This window comes from Nitrospira sp. (assembly GCA_029194675.1).
Classification (GTDB): domain Bacteria; phylum Nitrospirota; class Nitrospiria; order Nitrospirales; family Nitrospiraceae; genus Nitrospira_D.
Genome location: JARFXP010000002.1, coordinates 105,701 through 132,679, shown reverse-complemented (window position 1 = coordinate 132,679; position 26,979 = coordinate 105,701). Strand labels below are relative to the sequence as shown.

23 protein-coding genes and 1 riboswitch are annotated in these 26,979 nt (G+C 55.2%); of the genes, 6 read left to right on the top strand and 17 right to left on the bottom strand.

The window, feature by feature from the left end; genetic code table 11:
• Positions 1–57: 57 nt before the first annotated feature.
• The gene (locus P0120_09605) at positions 58–2,823 is read right to left on the bottom strand and encodes an SUMF1/EgtB/PvdO family nonheme iron enzyme (protein MDF0674571.1); all 2,766 of its coding nucleotides are present in this window, start codon (positions 2,821–2,823) and stop codon (positions 58–60) included.
• A gap of 296 nt (positions 2,824–3,119) precedes the next feature.
• Between P0120_09605 and uvrA the strand changes: the two genes are divergently transcribed.
• Positions 3,120–5,927 (top strand): excinuclease ABC subunit UvrA, encoded by a 2,808-nt coding sequence (gene uvrA / locus P0120_09600; protein MDF0674570.1) that lies wholly within the window; start codon positions 3,120–3,122, stop codon positions 5,925–5,927.
• A gap of 58 nt (positions 5,928–5,985) precedes the next feature.
• Here uvrA and P0120_09595 read toward each other — a convergent pair whose 3' ends face one another.
• From P0120_09595 to P0120_09555, 9 genes are all read right to left on the bottom strand, one after another.
• Positions 5,986–6,990, bottom strand: coding sequence for a tryptophan 7-halogenase (locus P0120_09595; GenBank protein MDF0674569.1), 1,005 nt, complete (start codon positions 6,988–6,990; stop codon positions 5,986–5,988).
• Positions 6,990–9,230 carry a hypothetical protein gene (locus tag P0120_09590; protein MDF0674568.1) on the bottom strand — a complete coding sequence of 747 codons (2,241 nt, stop codon included), beginning with the start codon at positions 9,228–9,230 and terminating at the stop codon, positions 6,990–6,992. Before P0120_09590 ends, P0120_09595 begins: the two co-directional genes overlap by 1 nt.
• Positions 9,231–10,206: 976 nt before the next feature.
• Positions 10,207–11,586, bottom strand: coding sequence for a DUF3422 family protein (locus P0120_09585; protein MDF0674567.1), 1,380 nt, complete (start codon positions 11,584–11,586; stop codon positions 10,207–10,209).
• 37 nt (positions 11,587–11,623) lie between these two features.
• Complete coding sequence (locus P0120_09580; GenBank protein ID MDF0674566.1) at positions 11,624–12,877, bottom strand: PDZ domain-containing protein; 1,254 nt, start codon at positions 12,875–12,877, stop codon at positions 11,624–11,626.
• 80 nt (positions 12,878–12,957) lie between these two features.
• Positions 12,958–13,518, bottom strand: coding sequence for a YqgE/AlgH family protein (locus P0120_09575; protein MDF0674565.1), 561 nt, complete (start codon positions 13,516–13,518; stop codon positions 12,958–12,960).
• 68 nt (positions 13,519–13,586) lie between these two features.
• Positions 13,587–14,378, bottom strand: coding sequence for an acyltransferase (locus tag P0120_09570; protein MDF0674564.1), 792 nt, complete (start codon positions 14,376–14,378; stop codon positions 13,587–13,589).
• Between the two features lie 150 nt (positions 14,379–14,528).
• On the bottom strand, positions 14,529–14,888 hold the full coding sequence (gene smbP, locus P0120_09565; GenBank protein ID MDF0674563.1) for a small metal-binding protein SmbP: 360 nt from the start codon (positions 14,886–14,888) through the stop codon (positions 14,529–14,531).
• 84 nt (positions 14,889–14,972) lie between these two features.
• Positions 14,973–15,851, bottom strand: coding sequence for a sulfurtransferase (locus P0120_09560; GenBank protein ID MDF0674562.1), 879 nt, complete (start codon positions 15,849–15,851; stop codon positions 14,973–14,975).
• Positions 15,852–15,887: 36 nt separating this feature from the next.
• A complete protein-coding gene (locus tag P0120_09555) occupies positions 15,888–16,832 on the bottom strand; it encodes a histone deacetylase (GenBank protein ID MDF0674561.1) in 945 nt (314 codons plus the stop codon).
• A 105-nt stretch (positions 16,833–16,937) separates the two neighbouring features.
• Here P0120_09555 and P0120_09550 point away from each other — a divergent pair, with 105 nt between their 5' ends.
• Both P0120_09550 and P0120_09545 read left to right on the top strand, forming a co-directional pair.
• Complete coding sequence (locus tag P0120_09550; protein ID MDF0674560.1) at positions 16,938–17,255, top strand: CDC27 family protein; 318 nt, start codon at positions 16,938–16,940, stop codon at positions 17,253–17,255.
• A gap of 80 nt (positions 17,256–17,335) precedes the next feature.
• On the top strand, positions 17,336–17,839 hold the full coding sequence (locus tag P0120_09545) for a nucleoside deaminase (GenBank protein MDF0674559.1): 504 nt from the start codon (positions 17,336–17,338) through the stop codon (positions 17,837–17,839).
• Positions 17,840–17,923: 84 nt separating this feature from the next.
• Here the strand turns inward: P0120_09545 and P0120_09540 are convergent, their stop codons facing one another.
• The 4 genes from P0120_09540 to P0120_09525 all read right to left on the bottom strand — a co-directional run bounded on the left by P0120_09540 (position 17,924) and on the right by P0120_09525 (position 20,956).
• Positions 17,924–18,754, bottom strand: a complete 831-nt coding sequence (locus tag P0120_09540) for a hypothetical protein (protein ID MDF0674558.1) — start codon at positions 18,752–18,754, stop codon at positions 17,924–17,926.
• A 183-nt stretch (positions 18,755–18,937) separates the two neighbouring features.
• On the bottom strand, positions 18,938–19,063 hold the full coding sequence (locus P0120_09535) for a hypothetical protein (GenBank protein MDF0674557.1): 126 nt from the start codon (positions 19,061–19,063) through the stop codon (positions 18,938–18,940).
• A 391-nt stretch (positions 19,064–19,454) separates the two neighbouring features.
• A riboswitch (Fluoride riboswitch) is annotated at positions 19,455–19,525 on the bottom strand.
• A 154-nt stretch (positions 19,526–19,679) separates the two neighbouring features.
• Positions 19,680–20,534, bottom strand: coding sequence for a hypothetical protein (locus tag P0120_09530; protein ID MDF0674556.1), 855 nt, complete (start codon positions 20,532–20,534; stop codon positions 19,680–19,682).
• Between the two features lie 89 nt (positions 20,535–20,623).
• On the bottom strand, positions 20,624–20,956 hold the full coding sequence (locus P0120_09525) for a hypothetical protein (protein MDF0674555.1): 333 nt from the start codon (positions 20,954–20,956) through the stop codon (positions 20,624–20,626).
• Between the two features lie 156 nt (positions 20,957–21,112).
• Between P0120_09525 and P0120_09520 the strand changes: the two genes are divergently transcribed.
• Together P0120_09520 and P0120_09515 are read left to right on the top strand one after the other, a co-directional pair.
• On the top strand, positions 21,113–22,912 hold the full coding sequence (locus P0120_09520; protein ID MDF0674554.1) for a M3 family oligoendopeptidase: 1,800 nt from the start codon (positions 21,113–21,115) through the stop codon (positions 22,910–22,912).
• A 123-nt stretch (positions 22,913–23,035) separates the two neighbouring features.
• Positions 23,036–23,233, top strand: coding sequence for a (2Fe-2S)-binding protein (locus P0120_09515; protein MDF0674553.1), 198 nt, complete (start codon positions 23,036–23,038; stop codon positions 23,231–23,233).
• Positions 23,234–23,298: 65 nt separating this feature from the next.
• Here the strand turns inward: P0120_09515 and P0120_09510 are convergent, their stop codons facing one another.
• Both P0120_09510 and P0120_09505 read right to left on the bottom strand, forming a co-directional pair.
• A complete protein-coding gene (locus P0120_09510) occupies positions 23,299–23,799 on the bottom strand; it encodes an NAD(P)H-dependent oxidoreductase (GenBank protein MDF0674552.1) in 501 nt (166 codons plus the stop codon).
• Between the two features lie 175 nt (positions 23,800–23,974).
• A complete protein-coding gene (locus P0120_09505; GenBank protein ID MDF0674551.1) occupies positions 23,975–24,160 on the bottom strand; it encodes a hypothetical protein in 186 nt (61 codons plus the stop codon).
• Between the two features lie 210 nt (positions 24,161–24,370).
• Between P0120_09505 and P0120_09500 the strand changes: the two genes are divergently transcribed.
• Entirely contained in the window at positions 24,371–24,778 is a 408-nt protein-coding gene (locus P0120_09500) for a DUF192 domain-containing protein (GenBank protein ID MDF0674550.1), read from the top strand.
• Positions 24,779–24,801: 23 nt separating this feature from the next.
• Here the strand turns inward: P0120_09500 and P0120_09495 are convergent, their stop codons facing one another.
• Positions 24,802–26,979 carry a bifunctional (p)ppGpp synthetase/guanosine-3',5'-bis(diphosphate) 3'-pyrophosphohydrolase gene (locus tag P0120_09495; protein MDF0674549.1) on the bottom strand — a complete coding sequence of 726 codons (2,178 nt, stop codon included), beginning with the start codon at positions 26,977–26,979 and terminating at the stop codon, positions 24,802–24,804.

The window sequence follows — 26,979 nt, the reverse complement described above, 5'->3', positions numbered from 1 at the left end:
TGTCAGCGATGTGTTGACACTTGTCGCGTAAAGGGTAAAAGAACAAAGGGCACAGGGTTACGGCTCAATGTCCTGGGCAAGACGGAAGCCGGTGAGGGAGTTCCGGTTGCCGGCGTCGGCCCCGCACCGGTGCGACGGACGCAAGAACTCCGGTCTATCGTAACAGTAACCATCGCGGACCACGCGCCGGCCGCAGTCACCTCTCTTCGCCTCTAGCCAGGCCGAACCATCCTCAGGAGCGCCCTCATAATTCTCGTGCCAGCAATCTTCCAGCCATTCCAAGACATTCCCGCCCATGTCATAGAGATCGAGACCGTTGGGTTTCTTGCTGCCAACTACCTCTGTATGCTCCTTGTCATACACCGCATAATACTTCAATTGGCCTTCGTCTTTGGCCCCTGCCCAGCTCGGATTTTTTCCTGCACTTCGCGCCGCGTATTCCCATTCCGATTCTGTGGGAAGCCGGTATCCCTTACCAGTTTGTTGTGATAACCACTGCGCATAAGCCGTTGCATCTTCCCAACTGACATTGATCACAGAACGTTGGCCTCGGCCCCCGTCTTCATCACTGGCGAACTTTTTATCTTTGGTTTTCCCCGTGACCCAGGTAAAGAGGTCGTACTCTCGAAAGGTCACCTCATACTGTCCAATTGCGAATAATCTTGAAAACTTGACCGGATGCGCTGGCTGCTCATGCTCATCAGCTTCCCTTCTAGCATTTCCCATGATAAAGGCACTGCCAGTCTCAATACGAACCATCGGGGGGGAGAGTAGATCGATCCCTACCCTATGGCCTACACGGGTCAATAGGAACTTGGCCACCATCCCAGATTCCAATCCTTCATGCCCTTGAGCCTGCACCCATTGATCAAGGGACGCATACCCACCCAGGATAGTGCAAATAAAACCCAGAAGCCCTACGATCCAATTCCTCCATGTCCTGAACTGGTGACTGACTTGGAGATATTCGTCCGTCATTGGGGTGCGCGTCACTTCCGCACGTTGAAAATCCTTGGCTTCCCGCGCCGATGCCAATCCTCTGAGCCGCGATTTGCCCGCAGTCTCCCACTGTTGGGCCCGCACCTTCAGTAAGGTATGATCCAAGAGCTGCTTCTTGTTCGTCGTGACGTATCGTTGTAGCGCTGGCCAAGCTTCCAATAGTTTTTCATGGCTGAGGGAAACTGTGCCTCCTTCCTTTTCGCTATAGAGCAGCCGTTCGTCGATCAGCACCTTCACCAGCTTTGCCTGTTCTAGGTTCAAGTCAGTTTGAGGGAGTCTCCGTCGTGTCGGCAGCCCATCCGCATCCACGACCACTAACGATCGAAAGAGTGTCGGCCACAGGGCCGTCGCGTTTCTACCGAGTTGCTGCTGAACCTTTGCTTCCACCTTAGCGGCATGCTTGGCAATTGCGCCGGTGAGTCTGTTAAACTTCTCATAGACGGCCTCACTCAATTCCCCCTTCGGTGTCCGTTGCTCACACAGCTCCTGGAGGACAAAAGCCAGAAGCGGTAAGCTCCCAGGATTATTCATCATCTCGTCGCTGAGGATACTCACCAGCTGGTCGGTGATGGTTAAGCCGGCACAGTTGGCCGGTTTCCTGATCATGTCCCGAAGCATATACCGCTGAATGGGACCAAGGAGATAGTGACTCCTTCCTCCTAGCAGAGTTCGCATGGCGGAATGGTGATGGCACCGATGCAGGTGATCGCTTCGGATCGTGGCCAAAACCCAGAGAACCCCTTCTTGGGCTGCTTGATACACGGCCGATAAGAAATCCTGGAATGCAAAAGGTTGGGTGGGCTCGTCTTTCGGAAACCATTCCTCTAATTGATCAAGGAAGAGCACGAGCGCTTTTCCGTCAGTGCCCCTTTTCGTCAGGGTCCGAAGATGGCCACTGAGGGATTGCGGTGACCTTTCTAATTCTCTCGTGATCTCTTCAATTTCTTGGGGCATCAACCCACTTTGTTGCGCAATGGGCTGTACCAACTTCATCAGGGCAGGAAACGGCCGGTCGCCTTGACTGGCTGGCATGCGAACGCACAGGCCGGTTTGCCAGCCGGGCAGCCTTCCGGCTTCGAGCTTGGGGATCACGCCGGCCTCAACCAGTGACGATTTGCCCACTCCCGAATCTCCACTCACAATGAGAAACCGGCCTTCCGGGTCATGTAGTCGATCGAGGAGGGCACGCACTTCCAGCTCCCGGCCAAAAAATACGGGAGCGTACTTCCTGGAAAAAGAGAGCAACCCGGGATATGGAGGACCTTGTGTGGCAATGTCCCAAGTTACGATCGGGGGTAGGTCGTGGTCTAAAGCGCGTGAAGCAATCAACCCCTTAGTGACTTCATTGCTCATCAGGGCCGCGAGGACTTGTGTGGCCAACTTCTCAGGTGTGGAGAAAAAACTGACTACTTGTTGGGTAGAAAGATTAGCCCGCAGAGCGTCAATTCGCTTCCCCTTGTCGTCTCCAGTATGAGCATCAATGAATTCAGCAGGCCAGTTCTTCTTCTTTTCCTCCACCAACAAAAAAATGAGGCATGGCTTGTTGTTGGCCCTCGCATGCCGGAATTCTATTTCGGTAATGGATAGCCGATGAGGATTGTTATGTTCAGGAAGTGGGACATAGCCGTAGCGGAAGGCAAACAGCCCCACATAAATATCAGCCTTTTCTACGTCCCGAAGACAGAGATCGACAGGTCGCAGATCGGAGGCCACATAGTCCTCCATTGCGATAACCTCCTGGCGACTTTGCCGCAGAGCCCTGTAGGCCTCTTCCCGATAGGCTTTAAGGTCGTTGTATGTGGAGGATAAATAGATCGTGGCCATGGAAATACCACGCTAAGCCAGGGTGGCTACGTAGGGACGCATTCTACCGCTTCGTCAGATAAAGGCAAGAACCCAAATTGCTCGTGCTGCATCTCCACATACGTTCGTGGTGAGCCTGTCGAACCATGAACGGAACTGCCTGAACCCAGACGCCCTTCGACGAGCTCAGGGCGAACGGATCCTGACAAGAATTTCTGAGGAATTACACTAGCCCCGCATCACCACCTGTTCCTTCATTGAACCAGCCACCGCCAGTTGCTACCATGGCCGGTCATCCCGATGCAGGTGCGACTGCTGTGCCCAACCCTCTAAACCATAGTCTCTCGACCAATCACCTCATCATTGAAGGTGCGCGACAGAACAATCTCAAGAACGTCTCGCTGCAGATTCCCCACAACCAGGTGACGGCCATTACCGGTGTGTCTGGGTCCGGAAAGTCTTCACTCGCCTTTGACACAATTTTCGCCGAAGGCCAATGGCGATATGTTGAATCCTTGTCGACCTACGCCCGCATGTTTCTTGACAAAGTGGCCCGTCCGGATGTGGATCGTCTCCTCAACGTGCGGCCCGCCATCGCCATCGAACAGAAGAATCAGGTGCGGACGGCCCGCTCAACGGTCGGGACGGCGACCGAAATCGCCGATCTCCTCCGCCTGCTCTTCGCCAAGATCGGTAAACCCACCTGTCCGGACTGTCGGCAAGAAGCCCGTTCGTTTCAACCTGACACCGTGGCCGATGACCTCCTCAAACGATGGCCCGATGCACGCGCGATGGTGCTGGTTCCCATCGCCACTCCCTCGGCCAAAGAAGAGACGGCGTTTGTCCAATCGCTGCTCACTCGCGGATTCACCAGGATTAAGACCAATGATGATGTGCTCGATTTGCACGACGTCGAACCACCCTCACTCCATACATTCCCTTCGCTCTTCATCGTTCTTGATCGTCTGGTGATCCGGGAGGACAACCGGACTCGGCTCGTGGAAGCAATCGAAACGGCCTTTCGTGAAGGAGAGGGGCGCTGTTCGATCGACCTCATTGACCATGGACGCCAATCCTACAGCACGAAATTTCTCTGCCAGAGTTGCGGACGGACCTTCGAACCCCTGAAGCCGATTCTCTTTTCGTTCAACCATCCGCTCGGCGCCTGTCCTGAATGTAAAGGATTCGGCAACGTGCTCCGGTATGACCCGGAACTGGTCATTCCCGACCCAACCAAGTCGCTTGCCCAAGGGGTCGTCGAGCCCTGGAGCAAACCCAGCTGCGCCTGGTGGCAGAAACAGATGTTGCTCGCGATGAAACGGCACGGAGTTGATATCGAGGCTCCGTTCAAGTCTCTACCCAAAGAGACGCAACGGTTGTTGTGGGAAGGCGACAAGTCGTTCGACGGCATTAACGACTTCTTCGAATATCTCGAAAGAAAGCGCTACAAACTCCATGTCCGCGTCTTCCTCAGCCGCTACCGCACCCCCTTCGATTGTCCCGGTTGCCATGGCAGCCGACTGAAGCCGGATGCGCTGTTCGTCAAGATCGCCGGGCACGATATCCATCAGACAACAGAGCGAACGGTAGAGAGTCTTGCAGGATGGGTGGACACCCTGCCTCTGCGTCAGTCCGAGCAGGAGATCGCGACTGATATTCTCCGACAGCTCCGGGCAAAACTGGGATTTCTCCGGCGTGTCGGCCTTGGGTATCTGACGCTCAATCGGCGAACCAAGACCCTCTCCGGCGGCGAGGCACAGCGGGTCGCGCTTGCCAACCAGCTGGGATCTCAGTTGGTCGGCACCTTGTACGTCCTCGATGAACCGACCATCGGCCTTCATGCAAGGGATACGGACCTCTTGGCCGGCATCCTCCACGATCTGGCCGACACCGGAAATACGGTGGTCGTCGTCGAACATGACCGCCGCATGATTGAATCGGCCGACTACCTTGTCGAACTCGGCCCTCACTCCGGCGAAAAAGGGGGCGAGATCGTCTGTGCGGCATCCACGCAGGAATTCATCCAGGACCGTCTGTCGACCACCGCCAGGTACTTGCGTGGCGAAGAACAGATTCCCCTGCCCACCAAACGGCGCTCCGGAAACGGCAAGATGTTGGTGATCGCCGGCGCGACCGAACACAATCTGAAAGATCTGTTCGTTCGTATCCCCCTCGGCATGCTCATCTGCGTGACCGGCGTGTCAGGATCAGGAAAGAGTACGCTGGTTGAAGATACCCTCTACCGATCCGTCGCCCGGGCCTTCCGCGTTGCGTCCCTTCCTATGGGGCGTTTCAAAGCGATCAAAGGCATCGAGCACCTCAAAGGTATCCGCTTGATCGACCAACAACCGATTGGACGCACCCCTCGATCCAATCCGATCACGTACCTGAAAGCGTTCGACGAGATTCGGCGGCTGTTTGCGTCCGAACGAGCGGCGCTTCATCAGGGACTCACTCCCGGCCACTTTTCGTTCAATGCCGTCGGTGGCCGCTGTGAACGCTGCGAAGGCAGCGGAGTGGAAAAGTTAGAAATGTACTTTTTCGAGGATATTTACGCGCCCTGTGAAATCTGCGAAGGCAGACGCTTCAAACCAGAGATTTTAAAGATTCGTTACCGCAGCAAAACTATTGCTGAGGTGCTCAACATGACAATGGAGGAGGCGCTATCGTTTTTCACCGGGACACCGAAACTGCAAGAACGTCTGCATCTCCTTACTTCCATCGGCCTCGGCTATTTGCGACTCGGCCAATCCGCCACCACACTGTCCGGCGGAGAAGCCCAACGATTGAAAATCGCCGCCGAGTTAAAGGCCTCCTCCACCAAAGACATGCTCTATATCATGGACGAACCGACCACCGGGCTCCATTTTGAGGACATCAAGAAGCTCCTCTCGGTCCTTCACAAACTCGTCAACGCCGGCAACACGCTGGTGGTCGTCGAACACAATCTGGACATCATCAAGGCGGCCGACTGGATCATTGACCTCGGCCCCGAAGGCGGGGCAGCGGGTGGACAGATCGTCGCCGAAGGAAGGCCGGAACAGGTGGCCAAAGTGGCCTCGTCACATACGGGCAGGTTCCTCGCAAAGACCCTCAGACCAATTTCCTCCAACAATGGTTCCTGACTTGTTTCGCTAAGCTTAAGGTCACCGACCAACTTCAATCGAATCGGATTGTATTACTTCAGCCGTTAAAGCCGAACAAGTTCGCCGTGCGGTAGGCGCGACTCATTTCTTCCACATCATGCTGAAACCATCTGGTCAGCCACGCTTGATACGTCGAAGCGCATATCTGCGCACCGGTCCCATTGCACAAATGTCGAACCACCAAATGCGCCGCCATCATTCCCGACATGATGGCGCGTAGAACACCGTGTGATGATGATGGGTCAAGCACCGCGGCCGAATCGCCGGCGAGGAAATAGCCCGGGCCGGCCACAGTTTTCGCCATACGCCATGTGACGTCCGCACTGCGAGACGGTTCGGCTTCAAGATCTCGAAGGCAATGTGGAATCCACGTTCGATCAGGTCGATTATGCATTTCAGTCACGCGAGTCCACTGAAACCGATGCGGCTCGACTTCGGCGATCCATGTCCACCCCTCTTGATCTGAACGAATCGACGGCAATGGGTGATCGAAACACCCATTGACATAGCCGAAGCGTGCGATCAATTGGGGTGTATACCGCACGATGGGAATGCGAAGCTGCCGTGCAAGTGTATGAGCGCCGCCGCTGCAATCGATCACGTACGTTGCCTGCACCGGCCCCTCGGAAGTTATCGCGCCGGCAACCTCCTCGGACGTATTGAACAACACCCCTGACACTTTGCCTGTCAGTAATGTCGCACCACGCGCACCGGCGCATTCAAGCAATCGCTGATCAAAGTCCGCACGAATCGCCTGATAGCCTCTCCACGGCCCGCTCGTATCTCCGCCATATGGCACGAATTGCGTCACGCCGCCCCATCCAGACCATATCCCTGTATGCCTGACATATCCAGCCTCATGCAGATGGTCGGCAACCCCTAACCGGTCGAGCAGCGGCTCAATACCCGGATGCAACGTCTCGCCCGGACGATATCGCGGAAATGATTTCTGCTCAACGATGGTGACAGGAATCTGCGCATCCAGGAGCGTGAGCGCGGCGGCGGCTCCTGAGGGGCCGCCGCCTATAATCACGACACGCATCACACGCGCGACCACACAGCTTGATCAGCCCGCTTGCGAAGCGCCGTATCGGTCCGTGGACCGACCAGAAATATTTGCCGATCTTGGATCGGGAGCAGGCTACGGCGGAAGTCGCTCGGATGCGGCTGTTCCGTATCCTCCCCGCCTAAGATCATGTCGATTCGATAGACATCTCCGATCAAAACCGTCGACGTATCCAATTGCGCGCGCTGCAATTCTGGATCACCGGCACTGACCTTACGGAAGGAGACCACAAAGCGCAGGTTCCGATCGTCGCCCACAATGCTGTAGCATCTCGCGATCGCCTGCATCCGCAGACGATATTCTTCACTCGAGACTTGGGTCGTAAGTCGCGGCGTGAAGCGTCCTTCCAAGGCGTTTTTCACGTAGTCCACATGTAAAAACTTCTCGCAATCGAGAAACTCAACGCCGCCGAACGTGCTGATCTTCGGGCCGACGACACCATCCCAAGGAAGTGCGCCCACTTGCCCGATCTCCTCGTCGGTAAGCGGTGCCACTGTTGCACGTAGACCCGGATTCCCCGTGTTCGGCGACATCGCTCTGGATGCATCCGGCGCCACCGCCGGCCAGAATGTACTGAGCGCCGCGCATAGCTTGGCATCCTCCGGGAACGGGCTGCCAAGGCCGTAGGCTGCCAGGTGCTGCACTTGGGCACCGGAGACACGAGTGCGATCGGTGCTGACATCCCACCCCGGCGCGAAGACCCCGGCACAATCATCCGGCAAACACGAATAGCGATCGGCATCCAAAGACTGGGGAATCGTGACCCCGGTCGGTGCTGGAGCTAAGAGTGGTACCACCGCAGAGATGGTCTTCTCCGCAGCGCTAAACCGGTTCCCGGGCATCTGGAGATTGGCTGGAAGGCGTGTATCGCATAATGGCACCGGCGGCACCCCCCAGAAGTCATCAGGTACGCTCTCAAATAATTCCCGCTGGCCAGCTGATGTGAAAAAATCAGGCGCCGCAACCAACGAATAGCATGGTACCACAGTCGCAGCCACCTCAGGCTTTCCTGTCAGCGCAGGCACACTCGCACTGACCTGACCGTCCCCGGTGAAATCCACGTAGTGGAGCGCTCGATAATTTCCGGTGGAAACAGTGGCGTTCACATCGGGCCTGTTGGGATCATTATTCAGATCGATCAACGCACCGTTACGCACCTGCGTTCGGGCATGCACATAGGCTGGTGCGGGACGTATTTCTGATCCATCGGCGCCCTGAGCAGCTCCAGGCTCCAGTGCGGCAAACGCTTTCTGCCCCGGCGGAACCCTATAGGTCAATAACCGGCCATTCACCATAGCCGGTTCCACTAGCCGTGGATGGGGTACCGGTATGACGATTCCAGTGCCAAACGAGGCGTCGGTAGACAGTTCCGCAATTCCCGTTGAAAATTGAAACGGCGCAGTGGTGGGAACTCTCGTCATTCGTAAGGTAACGGTACGGGTCCGTCTGATCTTATCGTTATAATGGAAAGCAGACAGTTCAACCTGCAGATCGAGACCAGCAATACATTCCGTTCCGTTGAAGAGTTTATGGATCGGCACCCAGAAATCACGGGTATTGTCGCCGGGCCCGGCACGCATGAGTGTGATGTCGCTCCCTTTCTTCTGTACAGCGAGAAAGGCCGCGAACCTCGTCGGACACACATGGAATGCGAACGGATCATCGGCAACTTGCGCCTGAAACCCACGATTCTTCGCATCGTACCTAGCCGGCCTTGTGCCCACCCGTGAAATGCCTGTTCGCGAGAACACCATGTCGGCTTGGCGGCGAGCACAGGTATCACGCGCCGGCCGATACTCGTATGCAAACAGCACCACCGAAAGGCGCTGTGATCCGGTCAGCCCAGCCCTGGCTTTCAAACTCCCAAGCGTCGGTGGTTGAACGCCAAAAACATGATTTTCTACCGTCTCGAGTTCCTTGAGCGTCGGAAACCCACTGAGACCTGTAGTCACGTTCGGCGACGCCAATGCGTGATACAACAGACTATTCGCGGGCGATCCTGCTGTAACTGCTCTGGTTCCGGAAAGAGCGAAGTCGGTAAATCCCGTTACAGTCCGATCAATAGTCGTGAGCGTTTTCGTGAGTTCCGTCTTCAGTGCAGCACTCGTGGGCTTCAGAATATCGAGCTGCCCCCCAGTCACGTTCAACAGCACGTCACGCCAGCCCAAGGGAGCCAGACGATCGCACAGGGCTTTCATATCGTCAATCAATGCCATAGTGAAATCCTTTCATGGTGAATTCATATTACCCGTACCATTAGCTAGTGGTATTCGCTCTGAGGTTAAGATCTCTCAGAGCATGAGGCACGGCGAATTGAACGTCCTCCTCCGCCGCAATCCGTTGATAAGATCAATCTATTCGACGACCTTCTCCATCAGATTGATGCTGACGTCCGGCCACTGGATAAGGCCCGGGCAACAGCCGGAGGCAATCCATGACCCGGTAGGGTCGGTTCGTTCTTCCACGTTCTGACAAGTTGTGTTAATGGTCAAAGATCCTTCGCCATCGTCATAACTCCTATTCATGTAATTATTAACCTTGCAACAATCGATGCGGATATCGATCCTTACCGCGAGAATGGTGAGCCCCTTAACAAGTCATACGATTCATACGCCTGCAGATCAGCAGACCATTACCTCCTTTTCTTGGGTGACCCACCTTGCATGGGCTCTAACTGAGTCCGACAGAAGTCGATCACTGCTAGGCTCTCTTGTGTGACGTCATTTTGCCTACAGCAAGTAGGGTGCCAGTGAGATAATAAAAGATGACGTGCTTGATGCGATCAGTCGTATCTCTTTACTTTGAGCACCGTAGGATTTGTGAGAAGTTTTCTCCTGCCATGATGTGCACGTCCCAAAATGACTCGGACATGTATCGAATGAGATTCAGGGGGTGTATCAAATCTGATACCCCACGCGAACGGTTCATCACGCCTTCGTGCTCTCGGATAACGGGCAGATCGAACCGGAGATGATGGTTCTCCCTGTACACCCAGCGGAGACGACAGGTTTAGGTCCAGTACATTTCGTAGTTCGGATGAGAAAATATACGAGTGGTCGATACTTCCGTGGGAGGCTTCGAAAAGGAGGCACTCCTGGAAGCATGATGTCCGGGTGATCGTTATTCCAACAAGTAGACTCCATTATGTGGGATCGGACAATTGTACAACAATGAGTCACCACTGGCTGGGAGCTATTCGTCGGACCTGTCCTGTTTCATTGCCGGCTGCTCGTCTGCCAGCTTCTTCTGCAGATATTTCTTGCTCACCGTCGTGACGAGAAAGGCCAGGCCGATGGCGATGGGAACAAAAATCGCCAAGGCGAGGTTGGCGCTCCTCAGCCAACCCATTTCCTGTAACCCTTTGAACACATATCCGCCAAGCCCCGCCAGATAATAGGCAATCACGATCACGGACAAGCCTTCAACCGTGTGTTGCAGGATCACTTGACTCTTGGTCGTTTTGTCGACGCTTTGGAGCAGTGCGAGGTTTTGCGATTCCACGATCAAGTCGATGCGGGTCCGAATGATCGCGATGATGCCCTCGAAGCCGCCGCGGAGCGTGTCGATGCGACGCAAGAGCTGCTGATAGCCTTCCGCAACTCCCGTAATGCCTCCCAACACATAATCGGAGATCGGACGGTAGGAGTCCATTGGATGCTCGGCAATGGACGTCAGCGTCGTATGCACGATCTTGTCGTAGGGTAGCGAAGCGGACAACTCGAAGTGCAGCTTTCCCGCCATACGGTTCGTCTTCAACAGATCCTGGGTGAGGGTATTCAGCCAGCGCTGCAAGATTTCCGAGTTTGCGCGCGCGATGTGTGACGTAATGATTTCTCGTTGCTTCAAGTGAACCTGCTCAAATTTATAGACCTGGTCGATGGCGGCGGAGGACAGCGGCTTTTGCATCAACAACAAATGATAGTAGGTCTCGATCCGCACAATGGCATCGACGATGTCTTTCAGACGTGAAGGATCGCCTTGCGACGATCCGACGCCGACCCAGTACCGCTCTCGCCCTTGGTCGTCCGGTGTAAAGCTCGTCGCGACGCATGTCTCTTCATTGAAGATTCGACTTCCGTACAAGACGGGGCCAGGCATCAGCCCACGCAATTCGCTCCGCGGTGGCAGCATGCCCGTCGTCAGAAGAATGTCCAATCGGCAGACCATCGACCCAAGCGGCTCCAGAGGAAACGTGTAATCCGGAAACCTCAATGGTCCGAAGGTCACTGTTCCGTTCGCTTGCGACGGGACATGCCAGAGTTGGTAGTTATAGTATTCCGTATGCGCCTGCCAGATGAGAATGAGCCGATCGCCGTCCTCGGATTCCTTGATACCGTAGCCGAAATTTTCCCGGAGATCAGTCGTCTCGGCGGGAACCTTAAAATGTTCCAATAGCGATTGGAATTCCGACCGGCTGGCTGGACGTTGCGTCGGCGGGTCGGACATCCGAAACGCTTCGTAGTGCATATGGGCCGGCGCACGCAACCATCTCCCAACCGGCTGATGCGGACGTTCATGCAACTTTCTCAAGAAAGTCTGAGTCCCGGACCCAGAGATATCCGACTGATGCACGGTTCCTCCTTTATGACACGTTGTGGGGATGCGTTTATTATAAGCCGGGCCGCTTCTCAGCCGTGACAGCAATCACGAGCAACTGATCGGCACGTCGCACATTGAGTTGTAATACCTGTCCAGCCTCAACCTGGCAGAATCGTTTGGCTTCCCGCTCAGTCTCGGCGTCGACCAGCCGAATTCCATTGCATGCGGTGACACGATCACCGACCTTGAGTCCGGCCTTGTCCGCCGGCGTCCCACTCCCTAATTCTTTGACGACATAGAATCGACTCACATCGTCCCCCTGCAGCTCCCAACTCACGCCGATCTGACCGGATCCCAACAAACCGGTCTGCGCACCGAATCGGGCAAGCATCCTATGGACAATCAGCCGAGCAGAGCCTTCAGGATTGTCGGTGGTCGGATCGGTCAGATGTCCTTGACCGCTGAACAACAACAAGCCCGTCTCGACGTCGATCATCCGCAAGGTCAGCGAGACACTATGGGCCCGTTCCTGCTCACGCCGTTCCCACTGCTGCACTTCTCCGACAATAATGGCTTGAGCACCGATCAATTTACCCACCTCAAGGGCATCCGCATCGTCGGCATGGGTCAGTTGGATCACCTGTTCCTTCAACACGTCGTCCAGTTTGGACCGTTCAACTATATGCACATCCAGATCCAGCATGAGATTTGTCACGATACCCGCCACGCGTGAGCCGGTTCCCGGAGCGCCGTCGGCGTCTTTGAACAGCATGACAGCCATCGTACGATACTGGTCGATCGTGTCGCGGTTGATCGGCCCGTTGCCGGTCACCACCGGTTCCGGCCGAACCCCACGTCCATATCGTGTCGATGTCATTCCGCCGGCGGTGACGCAGACGCGCCGCCGCTGAAGGATAGCCGCCGGGGGTCCCCAGGCACAGAGTTCATCATCCACCAAGACCACATGGTGCGGAGACTCGTGCTGATCCGACGCGAAATTCGTAAAGGGATACAGGATGCACCCGCCGAACCATACCGAAATCGGGCAATAAGCCATCTCGTACAGCCATTGTTTCCTCGTCGTCAACGAATATTCCCAGACCAGCAACCGTCCATCGTCACGAATAATTCGATCCGGTTTTCCGATTTCTTGCAGGACCTGCGCTTTGGTCATGGGAACCGACAATCGATCCAGTTTCGCCTCTGATTTGACGATCGTATAACCGACGCCACAGCCGGATAATAATAGTGCCGGCGCCATGGCTGCGATGACCAATGCAACTTCCCGGAGCCGGACAGAACAGGGGGGGAGGAAGGATTGCATCAGCCGTGAACCCTACCATTCGGCACGGCAAGCTTCAACGATGATGTGGTGGATTCTGCCGCAGAAACTCCCCGAAACATTCAGTTGCAGGAGGGATCGAAAGGCATGTCGGCATATGGCTGATACGCGTCGCCCAGCGTGAGGAGGATATCCCCCCAGACACGCGTCGGATCTTTTTCAAACACCGCCTGCGGGTCCGCAGGCAAGGTGATCCACGATCCGGTCTGCATCTCATTTTCCAGCTGGCCTGGTCCCCATCCCGAATACCCAAGATAGGCGCGAAAGAATTCTGTCGTCCCGGCACCGGTGAGAATGCGCTCGACCATGCCGACGTCCCCGCCAAGACAGACGCCGTCGAACACGTGGTGCGCATTGTCCGGAAACTGATCGCCCCGGTAGAGCAGCATCACTTGATTCGTCTGCACAGGGCCACCGGCATAGAGCACATGGCCTGATCCCTCGATCACCGGAACCTGTGGGAGAGCTTCGGAGATGGACATAGCAGTGGGACGATTCACGATGACGCCGAGCGCTCCTTCAGACCCGTGCTCACACAGCAAGACGACGGTCTGGCGAAAGTTCGGATCACGCAGGCTCGGGGCAGCGATCAGAAAAATGCCTTTACGGAGTTCGACGTTCATGAACAAAATCCTACTCTGCTCATGCAACTTGCGCAAGCACTGGGCGTTACCAGGATGTGTGCCCGGGATTACATCTTGTATAGCGACGCGCGGCGGTCGCGAAGCAGATCGTTGTAGCGATTCAAACTTTTGTTGCGGGCTTGCGCCGGATCGATCTCAACGATGGTCAGCTCTTCTCGGTCAGGAGACGCCCGATGTTGAATGACGCCTTTGGGTGTGACCACTTCGCTCTGGCCGATATAGGTCAGGCGCTCCTTGCCGCCCCGCGCTTCGCTGCCGATGCGATTGCACGTCACGGCGAATACCCGATTTTCGAGGCACCGGACCGGCATGGAATCCGGACAGTTCGGCAAGACCAGGTTGGATGGATGGCAAATAATATCGGCCCCTTGCATCGCTAGGGTGCGCGCGGCCTCCGGGTAGTACCAATCGAAACAAATCATGATACCGACCGTCGCCGGCCCGATATCCCACACGAGAAATCCTGAGTCACCCGGAGTGAACCACTGCGTCTCTTCGTCAAAGAGATGGGTCTTCCGATAACACCCAAGAAAACCAGACGGGCCCACCATCACGGCGGAATTGTAACAGCGGCCCCTGGACTGTTCAGGGAGTCCCGCCACGAGATGCATCTTGCGGCGTTTTGCGATGTCGATCAGACGACGTACCGTCGGGCCGTCGGGAACCGGCTCAGCGAGCTGTTGCGCTTCCTCCTGTGAGAGGAACTGATAGCCGGAGGCGAACAGCTCCGGCAGCACGATAAGATCCGCGTCCACCTGGTCCAGCTTGGCCGTGACCATCTCCAGATTCTTGGCCACCTCCCCGAACTGTGGATCGAATTGGTAAAACCCGACTCGCACCGTAGACTCCGTTTCATACAAAAGCGGGCAGGGATTGTGTCCCTGCCCGCTTCAACAAAGGCATCTTACAGCAGCCGTGGCTGCTTCTCGTCGACTACTTCACTTCAGCCAGATGCTTGGCCGTCCCATCGGCATAAGGCCATGATATCCTCAAGGGCCACCTGTTTGCTTCACTTCAGCCAGATGCTTGACCGCCGCATCGGCATGTTCGGTACAGGCATCGGCATGTCCGGCCTTGCCATGCTGTACGGCTTCCGTTAGGTGCTTGATACCTTCATCCACATGCGGGTTCTTCACTTTCTCACCCCGCGCATGCTTGAGCGCTGCTTCTGCATGTTCGGCACAGACATCCGCGTGTCCTTCCTTGCCGTGCGACACGGCGGCCTTTGCATGATCAACCGAATCTGTGACATGTCCGGCGAGAGCCATGCCGTTCAGCATTGGAGTGCCAACCAACGCCACGCCAAGCCCGAGCACCAACCTCGCACTACGAACAATTCTTCTCATCATGGCTGCCTCCTTGATGGTTGAAGATTCGCAGGGTCACATGAAGAAATTTTGTGAATTTACATTTACACAGCGCTCATCAAGCTGTCAAGCAGGTTTGGAGGCCGGATTAAACCCGAGGATTTTCTGGAGCGCATGAAGATCTGTTTCGGCAGGGCAGGCGAAGTCCCGACTCCACTCCCACCACGATCCCGGATAGTTGCTGATCTTCGGGTACTCGACAAGCTTGAGGATGAAATAGAGCCAAGCCGATCGCACACCGCCGGTACAGTAGCAAATGACTTCCTGCTCGCTCCCTACCCCCTTTGCTTCCAACATCTCCTTGATCACGGAGAGATCCTTGACGGTCGCATCCTTGTTCAGAAAGCCATTCCACGCCACATGTATGGCTGAGGGAATGTGACCGGACCGTGGGAGACCGGACACCTCTTTCCCAAGATATTCCTCAACACTGCGTGCATCGAGAATGGCCGTCTGAGGATGCGGCTCCTTGACGAGGCCTTTCAAATCGTCCTTCAACGCTATCAGAGCCCGCACCGGTTGAGCCTTGAAATTTCCCATCGGAGGAGACACATGTCCATGTTCGAACGGCCGCTTCTCGGCGGTCCACTTCACCCACCCCCCGTCCAGAATGCGCAGACGCTTGTGGCCCAGATATTCCAACATCCAAAACATCCGCCCTTCATCGCCCCAATTGTCGAATGGATTGGAGTAGATGACCACGTCGCTCTCTTCATTGATGCCCAACCGACGGAGGATTTGCTCGATCCGGCCGAGATCCGGGTTGAGCAATCCCTTCGGCACGGCGCTAGGATCACTGTACTCATGCCATGTCGAATGCACGGCTCCGGGGATATGTCCGCCGAACTCGTACGCCGCCTTACCGCGCACGTCGATGATGACGAGGTCGGGCCGGCCTAATTGCTGCTGAAGCGTTTCGGTATCGATCAATAACGGATGCTGCATGATGTCTTCTTTCTATACAGTTCACCGTAGCGTGATTCAAGCATTTAATAACGCGGTGATGTGCGCATCCACTGAGTGAGCCAACGCAGTCAGATTGTACCCGCCTTCGAGAGAAGACAGGATGCGGCCTTTCGCATGTCGTTTGGCGATACCGACAACGATTTCCGTCAGATCGGCATATCCTGCCTCCGTCAAACCCATGCCGGCCAACGGGTCATCCTTGTGTGCATCGAATCCCGCTGAGATGATGACGAACTCGGGCTTAAACGCGTCGGCCACTGGAACAAGCGATTTGAGGAAGATCGCGTGGTACTCCTCATCGCCCTCCCCTGCTTCCATCGGGACGTTGACTGTCAATCCTACCCCCGCCCCCTTGCCTCGCTCGGTTCCTCGGCCCGTGCCGGGATAGTGCGGATACTGATGTGTGCTAAAAAAGCACACGGAGGGATCATCCTCGAAACTGTGCTGCGTTCCATTCCCATGATGGACGTCCCAATCTACGATCAATACCCTGCTGAGCCCGTATTTCTTTTGGACATAGCGCGCGGCGATGGCCACGTTGTTGAAGAAACAAAACCCCATCGCCCGCCCGGCTTCGGCATGGTGGCCGGGAGGCCGAACGGCACAGAACACATGGTCAACTTGGTGACCCATGATGGCATCGACCGCTGCCAAGGTTCCCCCAGCCGCCAGGTAAGCGGCGTTCAGCGTGCCGGGCGACATCGACGTATCAGGATCAAGAGACACTCGGCCGGTAGCCGGCGCTTCTCGATTGAGCGCCGCAACATAGTTGGGGGCATGGACCTGTGTAATCCATTCCTCCTCGGCTCTTCGAGGTTCAATTCTCACCAGACGAGCCACAGTCCCGCTCTGCTCCAACCGTTGCATGATCGCACGCAGTCGATGAGGAGACTCCGGATGCCCGGGTCCCATATCGTGCTCAAGATAGGCTGAATGATAGACGAGACCAGTTTTCCCCATCACAACCACCTGTGACGTGTCAGACTATCATGCAGAAAACGCCATAGACAACGTCGGCGAGCCCATGCTACGGTCACTCCAATGCTGTGATCCGGATAGGTGCTAATGCCTAACCCTCGAATTGAACCGCTCAAGAAACTTCTTGCCATGGACCCGAATGATGATGTGGCCTGGTTCGGCTTGGGAAAAGCCTATATGGATGATGGCATTTTCGAGGAAGCCGCCAAATCCCTACGTCAGTGCGTGACCGTGAAACCGACCTATTCGGCCGCCTATCTCGCACTCGCTCAGTCACTCCAAAAACTGGGACGCCTGGATGAATGCCGAACCATTTGTGTCACGGGCATCGACGTATCAACAAAAAACGGCGACGCCATGGTCACAAAGAACCTCGAAGCGTTGAAGCTGTCACTCCCATCGTGAGGTCCGGTCCCTCATCCAGCTTCCTTTTTCGCCTTCCACCTTGGGCTATCTCGGTCGCGCGCCGCCGGCAAGAGCCGATTGTGACGGCTGCTGATCGCATGCGATTCGTGATCCAACTCGCCCTCACGAACGTCACTGCTCGAACCGGTGGGCCATTCGGAGCTGCCGTATTTGAGTCTCAAACGGGCCGGCTCATCGCTGTCGGGGTAAATGTCGTGGAACCCTCCAACTGTTCCCTCGCCCACGCCGAAATGGTGGTGCTCGCGAATGCACACCAAGCCCTGAGGCATTTCGACCTGGGGACCGACGGCATGCCGACGCTCGAACTGGTTACGAGTTGTGAACCCTGTGCCATGTGTTACGGTGCGATCATTTGGTCCGGTGTCCCAAAAGTCGTTTGCGGCGCACGAAGATCCGATGCAACATCGATCGGGTTCGACGAAGCTCCCAAACCCAAGAATTGGATCGCGGAGCTGAAGCAACGTAGGATTACCGTAACCAGAGATCTCTGCCGAGATGAAGCCGTCGCTGTCTTTCAGCGATATGAGCGATCCGGAGGTCGAATTTACAATACCCGAAAGTGATGATTGGGCATATTCAGCCGGAAATAGTGCTATGGTCGTGGCCCATGAGAACGATGAAATCCTTAGCCCATAGCCAACGCACAACTAACGCCACAGCCGAATATCTCGTGCTAGGCTCCCCGCCCCTCCAAAGTAAAAATTGCCCTTAAAAATCACCAGATCGGAATTGGGTGTGAGACCGAACCCCAGGCCAAAACTCGCAGGAACCTCTCCGAGCATCATATGCACGACCGGCATGATATAGTGCTGCTGATCCGGCAGCGGGTGCGGATCCTGTAGTTGGCCGATCGTCCCATAAGGCTGGAGCCCTAGAGTCAGCTTTTTGCTGACCCAATACCGAACCTCGGCTCGATAGCCCAACGAAAACCAGTTGCCCGTATCGGCTCCGACCAAGCCGTGGTCCAAGTCTGGGGCGTTTATGATGAACGTCCAACGACCGATATCCTTTTGAGCGACGAGCATGATCTCTCCCTCCACGAGGTTATCCTCGAACTGCTTGTTCCACCATTCGATCTCCGCATACCATCCCAAGTTGACGGGCAGCACGTCTTTTTCAAAAAGCCGGCCGCGCAGTCGGAACTTCGAGCCGGCATACTGAGGAGCCATCAGGGGAGACCCTGGAATGGCCACATTCAGATAATAAGCGAAGTCAATCTTCTTGGTGAGACCATACTCGAATTCAGCAGCCATCCGCGTCATATATTGACTGGCGAATGTGCTGTCCGATGAGGTACCGCGGCCGGGTTCCCGAAACCCAGACGCCACGAAACTGGACAACAGCTGAGGATCGAAATGCCCTTTGCCACCGGTTTCATAAGGGTAGATCTGAAACTCGAAGGGATCAAGATCGGCGCATGCCTCGCCCGCAAGCAGCGCGGAGAGCAGTATCATCGAAAACCATATCCAGAGCCTCATCGTATCCTCCTATTCCGTCAGGAAACAGACGGACGACAGAAGGCTCTGGACTCTGAAGATCTCTGGCCTCCGACAGCAGAGTAGATACAGAAGTTTTTTCGATAGACACCCCTTTCGTTCGATTCTGTGTGACCTGCTTTAAGCGTCCCAGCAGTCTATTTGCGGGAAGAGGCTATTCGATCGTCATGAGCTCACTCCACCTACCGCCTGCAGCCAAACCTTCCACAACAAACCGGCATACACGGCCGGCAGCAACTCGGGCAGCACATAGCCGCACGTGATGATACAACCCATGACTACCGCTCTCATACGAACCTCCTTGACTGGGGAAAACCACACATGATTTCGTCTGTCGTCGACTTGAACCGTAACCGTAAATGGACGGCTTACGACCTTGCGATGAGGTCCATCGTGGGAGCACATCTTGCCGGCCTTCACGATCGCCGAACTCTATGTGAACAAAGTGAACAAATACCTTGAGCCTAACTATGTGCATAAGCCGTGCTTGAAGACATCGACCACATTTCAGATAAAACAGCTGACTTGTTCGAATAACGTTGGGACAGTACTGAGCGGGCGTGACAAATTGACACTTCCGAACGGAAGTCGCACCGCACAAGCGGATATGCGATTGAATGGAGAAAGGACGAAGCAGAAGCAACCCGACCCAGGGGCTCCACAATCAACTCCTACCAGACGATGTCAGGTAGGAGTTATCAATCCTCTCGGTTGAGAGGACGGTTCCTGGTGAGCCCCATCACCAATCTTCTCCACTCTCGCTATAAGAGCAGGATCAAGACGCTTCTCCACACAGTGGAGAGGAGACTCGATGGCGACAGCGTGGGGTATGAAACGGTACCGGGATATGAAAAGGTGCCGGGAGTTTTTCCTGGTCCTTGATGAAATCGATTGCGGATGGTCTCCATCAGAAAATCAGGCGGAAGTCCTCCGCTTGTCGCTCGCTCAGCGACGCGGCGGCAGCGGGGTTCTGAATAAACATGCGCACACGCGGTTGAGTACGCTGATGATTGGCTCGTTCAATTAAGTCCACATTGGCAAGCCTCAACGCCGCTCGAGAGGGAAGCGGCTCGACGTCCCACAGTGAGATCAATACGGCACTGAGCTGTCGAAGTTTCATCAGATCGACTGTTGTGGAGCCGGCCAGCACCTTCAGATCCATTCGAATCTGCTCCCGCCGACCTTGACGTCCTCCCAGCAGATCCGCCCGTGGTATGGAAATGCTCAAGATGACCGGATCGCAATAGTCGGCAAGCTGCTTCGCCTTTTGTCTGATGCGCGCTAAGATTCGGTGGGTCAAGATCACGCCGCGATCCGTTTCTTCTTCCGGCCCCTCGTCACTCGTGATCCCACGTACAGGCAGCCGCCGTTGTTCAGCCGAGCCTACCATTGCCGTCACCTCCACAAAAAACCGTTCTGATCCATGGCGGCATTCCAAATCGGCCGTTCTGGCTTGTGACTCAGGAAGAAACGTGACTCGGTGTCCGACGCGAATCAGCTGGGTGGCCAGCTCCAGTTCCGCCATCGCAGATTCCTGCACGCCGAGATCATGATGGGCCAAGCGATGAAGAAGCCGCCCGAGCCGAAGATGACTTGAATGATCGATACAGTGCCGACTGAGCATGTTCCATTGGTCATCAAGGTGGTGAGAAAGGTCTTGCTGGGAATGGCGCTTCCAGGATATGACGACGACGGGTGTACCATAGACTTCACGCAAGCCGGAGTGGAGCTTCACTGTTCGTCGCGGTCGCCATCGTGCCATCACTTTTCCCGCTGTGGTCCGTCAAACACGTTGATAGCTTGTCCTGATGTTACCGCGGCGAGATACGCCTCACAAGGCACCACCGACCGTCATGCGACCGGCTCGTCGCCTTCGTCGTCATCCGGTGACTCGCCCAAGACCTCCGGTTGTCGAGCGACACATTGGTCGTACACTTCATCCAGCCATCGACCCGCGCACCCCAGAACTTCCCGCACCAACGGCTCAGGCTGTCCCGTTCGTTTGATCGTCCATTGTGAAACATATTCGAGGAGCGCTTCCCGCTCGAAGGGTCTGGTCGAATGCGCGGCCAAGGCAGACAGCTCTCCGAGACCTGTGTGAAGGATGTCCGACACCGTGTCCCGCGCATACGACGTGCTTGCAGTTACATATTGGACAACACGATGCAGTTCGTGGTCGTTCATGTTGCAGTCCGTGAAAACAATCTTTACACCCCGGCGACTGACTGTCAACGCGGCTGTGCATCCATTGGGCTCTGATCATTTTCTCCAATCACGGCACAGCCGGATGATAGGATGCAACCTGTTCGCCCTGGGGCAGCTACGCAAAGGAGATTGGGCATGATCGCGAGACATCCGATTCGGCAGAAGACTTCATCCCCGGCGGTGTCTGACCGCTGGGATCTCACTCATCTAGTCAAGAACCCTCTCAACGACCTGGCGCGGCATTTGGAAGCGCTTGATGAGCAGGTCGTGCAGGTTGAGTCGGCTCGTCCTCGGCTCCAGGCAACAATGGCGGGTTCTGATTTCCGATCGATCCTGACGCTCACCGAGTCGATCGCGGAGAGCTCCGCCCGGCTTGGCGCATTCGCCTACCTTTGGTTTTCGGAAAACACCAAAAACACTAAAGCACGCTCGTTTAAGTCGCAGGTGGAGGAGCGGCTCACCGCCGTAAACAATCGCCTGCTCTTTCTTGACCTCTGGTGGCAGGGGGTAGATAAGGAGAATGCGGCAAGACTGATGGCCGACGTCGGCGACCTTCGATACTACCTGGAAACCATCAGGCGTTACACACCTCACACACTTTCTGAATCGGAGGAGAAAATCATCAACATCAAGAATGTGACCGGTCGGAGTGCCGTCAACACACTCTATGACGTCGTGACCAACGGACTGACATTCACGATGAAGATCGGCGGGAAGCCACGCACCATAAACCGCGAAGAACTCATGACCCACGTGCGAAGCCAAAAGGCATCCATCCGCCAGGCTGCATACAGAGAACTCTATCGCGTGTTCTCAACCCAACGTGACCTGCTCGGAGAGATATATCGGACACTCGTGAACGACTGGAAAGCTGAGAACGTCGAACTCCGTAGGTTTGCTTCCCCGATCGCAACCCGCAACCTCGGTAATGATGTGCCGGACCAAGCCGTCGACGTGCTGTTGTCCACCTGTGCCAAGAATGCGGAGATTTTCCAGACCTACTTCAAACTGAAGGCGAAGATCTGCAAAATCTCCCCCATGAATCGGTATCATATTTACGCTCCCCATCGGGCAGATACCAAGAAATATGCATATGCCGACGCCGTCAGCATGGTGCTAGGCGCCTATCGTGGTTTCTCTCCCCGGCTTGCGGAGTTGGCCGAGCAGGTCTTTCGTGATCGACACATCGACGGGCCCACATGTCCCGGCAAGCTGGGGGGCGCATATTGCCACAGCGTGGTGCCGGGCTTGACCCCTTATGTGATGTTGAACTACACCGGAGAAGCCCGAGACATCGCCACCATGGCCCATGAGCTCGGCCATGCCATCCATGGAATGATGGCGAAAGACCATTCGATCTTTACTTTCCATTCAACCCTTCCACTGGCGGAAACAGCGTCCGTCTTCGGCGAATGCATTCTCTCTGACACCCTCATGTCGAACGAGCACAGCAAAACCGTTCGACAAGGCTTGCTCCTGAGTCAACTGGATGACATCTATGCAACTGTGCTACGGCAGGCCTATTTCATTCGATTCGAGCAAGTAGCGCATCAAATGGTGGCGGAAGGGGCCACAGGAGACCAACTGGCACGAGCCTATCTCTCAGAGCTGAGACAGCAATTCGGCAAAGCCGTACGAGTACCGGACGAGTTTCAATGGGAGTGGCTCATGATTCCCCATCTCTTCGCCAGTCCATTCTATTGCTACGCCTACAGCTTTGGCAATCTGCTCGTATTGGCCTTATACAGAATGTACAAAGAGCAAGGGGCATCATTTGTCCCAAAGTATCTGGACCTGCTTGCCATCGGAGGATCTCAATCACCCCAGGCCATTCTCAACAAATTGGGCGTGGATATGACATCCGCCTCCTTTTGGCAGTCAGGGTTCGATACCATTAAGGACATGGTGCAGCAGCTGGAAGAAACCCTCTCGTAACCCTATCTCACTGATGAATAACGGTTAAACCGACACATGACAAGACTGCACGAGAAGACTTGACAGAATCGTTCTGCAATGGCACACTGATAATGCTTCTCATAATCGCTCAATGGTGACTGAATGTTTGTTTGCTTGTGTCGAGGAATCACAGAATCAGATGTTCGAGATGCGGGGCGAGCAGGGTGTGTGATGCCCTGTCAGCTCAAGTCCAAATTTGGCCTCAAGCAGAGCGGCAGCTGCGGTCGTTGCGCAAAAAACATCCATGAGTTTGTCGATCTCGCTGTCCAAGGAGCATCGCCCGGCATCGTGGAGCGGTAGGTCCAGCGCTTCCTTGACAGGTCAATTCGCAGCAGAGGTTTCGGCACTCATCCATTCGGAATAGTTCAACGGGAAGCCCCACCTTTGATGAGCTTCGCCACGTCGGCAACACGCCGGCCCAACGCTTCGGCCTCGGCGAGCTCTTTGTCATCGATTCCCGGACTCTCACCCTCGGTTGTGGCAGACGCTCCAAAGGCTCCACCACCGCTCACCACAATCATTTGATTTCCCAGCATCGCGGCAAGGATAGTCAACATCGTAATCTCTTTCCCGCTTGAAACTTGCCCTCCCGAGGTAAAGGCAGCTCCGACCTTATTTTTCATCTTGAATTCAGGAAAGACGCCGAACTTGAACTGCCAATTATCGAAGAAAGTCTTCACCTCTCCAGACATGTTGGACCAATAGACAGGAGAGCCGACCACGACCGCATCGACAGAAAACAAATCTTCCGCGGTTACTTGTCCTACACGCTTCAAAACAATTTGGGTACCGGAGACCGACTTTGCTCCCGCCACCACTGCTTCCGCCATGCGCTCCGTGTTTCCCGAGAGCGAATGATAAGCCACAAGGATTTTGATCGCGGGCGAGGATTCGTCCGCCCATGACCTGGACACGCAGCCGGTGCAAAGCGTGACCAACGTCAACGCGACGGCCAGGAGATGCCGTGATTCACTTGAAGCATGCGTCTTCGTGGGGTATGGCGACACAACGTTAGGTTCCGGATGAAAGCCTATGGAAGGGTCAGCGACGAAACGTCTCTTCCTCCATATGCTCCTCAACCGACACTTCTGTCAGAGTTCCACGGTAGGTACAGCGGTGGCACCGAATCCGCCATTCTTCGATCCATTTCTCTTGAACATAGGACTGGCGACATCCAGGGCAGACGAACACCCCCTTTTTGTATAACACGCGTCGTTTTTCCTGCATGATTCCCTCTTTCACCCGGCGGCTGAGAATGGCACATTGCCCGAAAGGATTGCAAGATTGAGGGAAGGGAAACGCCGTCTGCTCGCAACGGCTCCAATACGTTCCTTGACTGATCTGGGCCGGATGGCTACGATGCACCCCATGCCATTCGGGAATGTAATTCGCTTTTCTTGGTGTTCCATGCCGCTCATTGGATCACTCCTTCTCGGCATGCCGACATCCAACGCCTCTGACGGAGGGCTCATACATATCCAGACTCCCTCGGGCATCACGATCCATGCCGAGATCGCCGATACGCCATTGAAGCGTACCGTCGGCTTGATGTATCGGGATCACTTGAATAAAGATCATGGGATGTTATTTTTCTTCAGTCAGCCGCAAGCCTGGTCATTCTGGATGAAAAACACCAAGATCGCACTCGATCTGATTTGGCTCGACGCCAAAAAACGGGTCATCCATATCGAACGCAATGTTCCGATTTGCACGAAGACCGACGACTCCTGTCCTCAATACCGCCCCAACAGTGATGATGCGATGTATGTGCTCGAAATTGGGGGTGGTACAGTCGACGGGTACAAGATTGAGAAAGGGACAACACTGCTGTTCGGCCGGCCTTAGCGTCTTCTCTGGGCACACTGTCTTTAGGATCGTTCCTGCCAAGACCGAACGCGCCGTGCCGTAATGACGCCCTCTACCCGTTCGATGGTTTTCAGCACTCGATTCAGGTGAGCTGTATCAGCGATTTCGATGACAAAATCCAGCTGTGCCTTGCGGTCTTCCCGAGTGATGATTTCGGCTCGGCTGATATTCGCTCTGCATTCGGCGATCGCTGAGGAGACGTTCGCCAACACTCCCGTCTTATCCGCCGCAATGACGGCTATTTTTACCGCATGCTGACTCGGTGTGGCCGTATCCCACTCCACTTCCACCAAACGTTCTCGATCATAATCCAAGGCTTCCAGGTTGGGACAGTCGACCGAATGGATCGTGAGACCTCTTCCACGCGTGATGTATCCCAAGATCCTGTCTCCGGGAACTGGATTACAGCATCGCGACAATTGCATCAACAGATCGCGTCCCCCCTTCACTTGGACGCCCGGCTCCTCTCTTCTCGTACTGATGACTTTGCGAGCACTGGCCGGCTCGGATTGAATTGGAGCAGCAGCGGATAGCGGAGCCATCAATTTTCCGAAGATTTGAGCCGTTGCGACGTTTCCAAATCCCACAGCCGCCGCTAGGTCGTCGATCGTTTCATAACCCTCTTGTTTCGCAGCCTCGAGAAGGGAATCAGACTTCAACACCTGCGCCGGCGCTAGACCATGGCGACGTACCTCCGCCTCGAGCAAACGCCGACCGATTTCCAAGCTCCTTTTCTGTTCCTCCGCCTTGATCCAATGCTTGATCTTTGTCTTTGCCCGTGACGTGCGTACGAACTTAAGCCAATCTTTGTGTGGAGTCTGGTTTGGCGATGTCAGAATTGCGATGGTGTCGCCACTCGCCAGTTCATGTTTGAGCGGAACGATCTTCCCGTCGACTTTCGCCCCGACACAGTGGTCGCCGACTTCCGTGTGAATCGCGTAGGCGAAGTCTACCGGCGTGGCCCCTTTAGGCAGTTCTTTGACGGTTCCCTTGGGCGTAAAGACATAGACCACGTCGTGGAACAGCTCAAGTTTCACGGAATCCATGAATTGGCGATTGTCCGGCAGATCTTTTTGCCATTCGATGAACTGCCGCAACCATCCGAAGGCCTTACTATCTTTATCCTGCACCCTCCCCTGTTCTTTATATTTCCAATGCGCTGCGATCCCGTACTCAGCCACGCGATGCATTTCTTCCGTGCGGATCTGAAACTCTACGTGCTCCCCCTTCGGCCCTACCACGGTTGTATGGAGAGATTGGTAGAGGTTCGATTTGGGGATCGCGATGTAATCCTTGAAGCGACCCGGCAGCGGTCGCCACAACGAATGGATGACACCCAACAGCGCATAACAGTTCATCTTCGTATCCGTAATGATGCGCAAGGCGGTGAGATCGTACACCTCTTCGAAGGAGATCGATTGCTTCTTCATTTTTTGGTAGATACCGTAGAGATGTTTCGGTCTCCCATACACCCCTCCGACAAGCCCATTCTCTTTCAGCGCCCTCTCAACGAGTGCCTGCACCTCATGGATGTACTGCTGACGATCTTCGTCGCGCTTCGCCACGCACACTCGCAAGGTTTCATAGACATCCGGCTTGAGATGTTTCAGACACAAATCTTCCAGTTCATTCTTGACCCATCCGATCCCGATGCGATTCGCCAACGGTGCATAGATTTCTACCGTCTCTTGTGCGATTTCTTGCCTTCTTTTCTCGCTGAGATGTTCAAGGGTTCGCATGTTGTGGAGACGATCGGCCAGTTTGATGATCACGACGCGAATGTCGTCCGCCATCGAGAGCACCATCTTGCGGAAATTTTCGGCCTGTTTTTCTTCTGAACTCTTAAAGGTGATCTTCCCGATCTTGGTCACCCCATCGACGAGATGAACGACTTCATTCCCGAATTCACGCTGAAGCTCCGCGGCCGTCGCGACCGTATCTTCCAGTGTATCGTGTAAGAGTCCGGCCACAACCGCGGTGACGTCGGTTTTCAAGGACGTCAACACCCCAGCCACCGCCAGAGGATGCCTCACATAGGGCTCTCCGGATCGACGCACTTGTCCTTCATGCGCCCTCGCGGAAAACTCATACGCCTTCCGTACCACGCCAAGATCAGCGTCAGGCTGATAGTCTTGCAAACGATCCAACAATTGGTCGATACTCGTCACGGTTTCGTACAT

What these genes read in the sequence shown, in the direction of transcription:
- P0120_09535 (MDF0674557.1), bottom strand. Translation starts at nt 19,063, where the DNA reads ATGAGAGCGGTAGTCATGGGTTGTATCATCACGTGCGGCTATGTGCTG.
- P0120_09540 (MDF0674558.1), bottom strand. Translation starts at nt 18,754, where the DNA reads ATGAGGCTCTGGATATGGTTTTCGATGATACTGCTCTCCGCGCTGCTT.
- P0120_09550 (MDF0674560.1), top strand. Translation starts at nt 16,938, where the DNA reads ATGCCTAACCCTCGAATTGAACCGCTCAAGAAACTTCTTGCCATGGAC.
- P0120_09590 (MDF0674568.1), bottom strand. Translation starts at nt 9,230, where the DNA reads ATGGCATTGATTGACGATATGAAAGCCCTGTGCGATCGTCTGGCTCCC.
- P0120_09530 (MDF0674556.1), bottom strand. Translation starts at nt 20,534, where the DNA reads ATGGCACGATGGCGACCGCGACGAACAGTGAAGCTCCACTCCGGCTTG.
- P0120_09605 (MDF0674571.1), bottom strand. Translation starts at nt 2,823, where the DNA reads ATGGCCACGATCTATTTATCCTCCACATACAACGACCTTAAAGCCTAT.
- P0120_09505 (MDF0674551.1), bottom strand. Translation starts at nt 24,160, where the DNA reads ATGCAGGAAAAACGACGCGTGTTATACAAAAAGGGGGTGTTCGTCTGC.
- P0120_09555 (MDF0674561.1), bottom strand. Translation starts at nt 16,832, where the DNA reads ATGGGGAAAACTGGTCTCGTCTATCATTCAGCCTATCTTGAGCACGAT.
- P0120_09560 (MDF0674562.1), bottom strand. Translation starts at nt 15,851, where the DNA reads ATGCAGCATCCGTTATTGATCGATACCGAAACGCTTCAGCAGCAATTA.
- P0120_09525 (MDF0674555.1), bottom strand. Translation starts at nt 20,956, where the DNA reads ATGAACGACCACGAACTGCATCGTGTTGTCCAATATGTAACTGCAAGC.
- P0120_09495 (MDF0674549.1), bottom strand. Translation starts at nt 26,979, where the DNA reads ATGTACGAAACCGTGACGAGTATCGACCAATTGTTGGATCGTTTGCAA.
- P0120_09515 (MDF0674553.1), top strand. Translation starts at nt 23,036, where the DNA reads ATGTTTGTTTGCTTGTGTCGAGGAATCACAGAATCAGATGTTCGAGAT.
- P0120_09575 (MDF0674565.1), bottom strand. Translation starts at nt 13,518, where the DNA reads ATGAACGTCGAACTCCGTAAAGGCATTTTTCTGATCGCTGCCCCGAGC.
- smbP (MDF0674563.1), bottom strand. Translation starts at nt 14,888, where the DNA reads ATGATGAGAAGAATTGTTCGTAGTGCGAGGTTGGTGCTCGGGCTTGGC.
- P0120_09595 (MDF0674569.1), bottom strand. Translation starts at nt 6,990, where the DNA reads ATGCGTGTCGTGATTATAGGCGGCGGCCCCTCAGGAGCCGCCGCCGCG.
- P0120_09580 (MDF0674566.1), bottom strand. Translation starts at nt 12,877, where the DNA reads ATGCAATCCTTCCTCCCCCCCTGTTCTGTCCGGCTCCGGGAAGTTGCA.
- P0120_09500 (MDF0674550.1), top strand. Translation starts at nt 24,371, where the DNA reads ATGCCGACATCCAACGCCTCTGACGGAGGGCTCATACATATCCAGACT.
- P0120_09520 (MDF0674554.1), top strand. Translation starts at nt 21,113, where the DNA reads ATGATCGCGAGACATCCGATTCGGCAGAAGACTTCATCCCCGGCGGTG.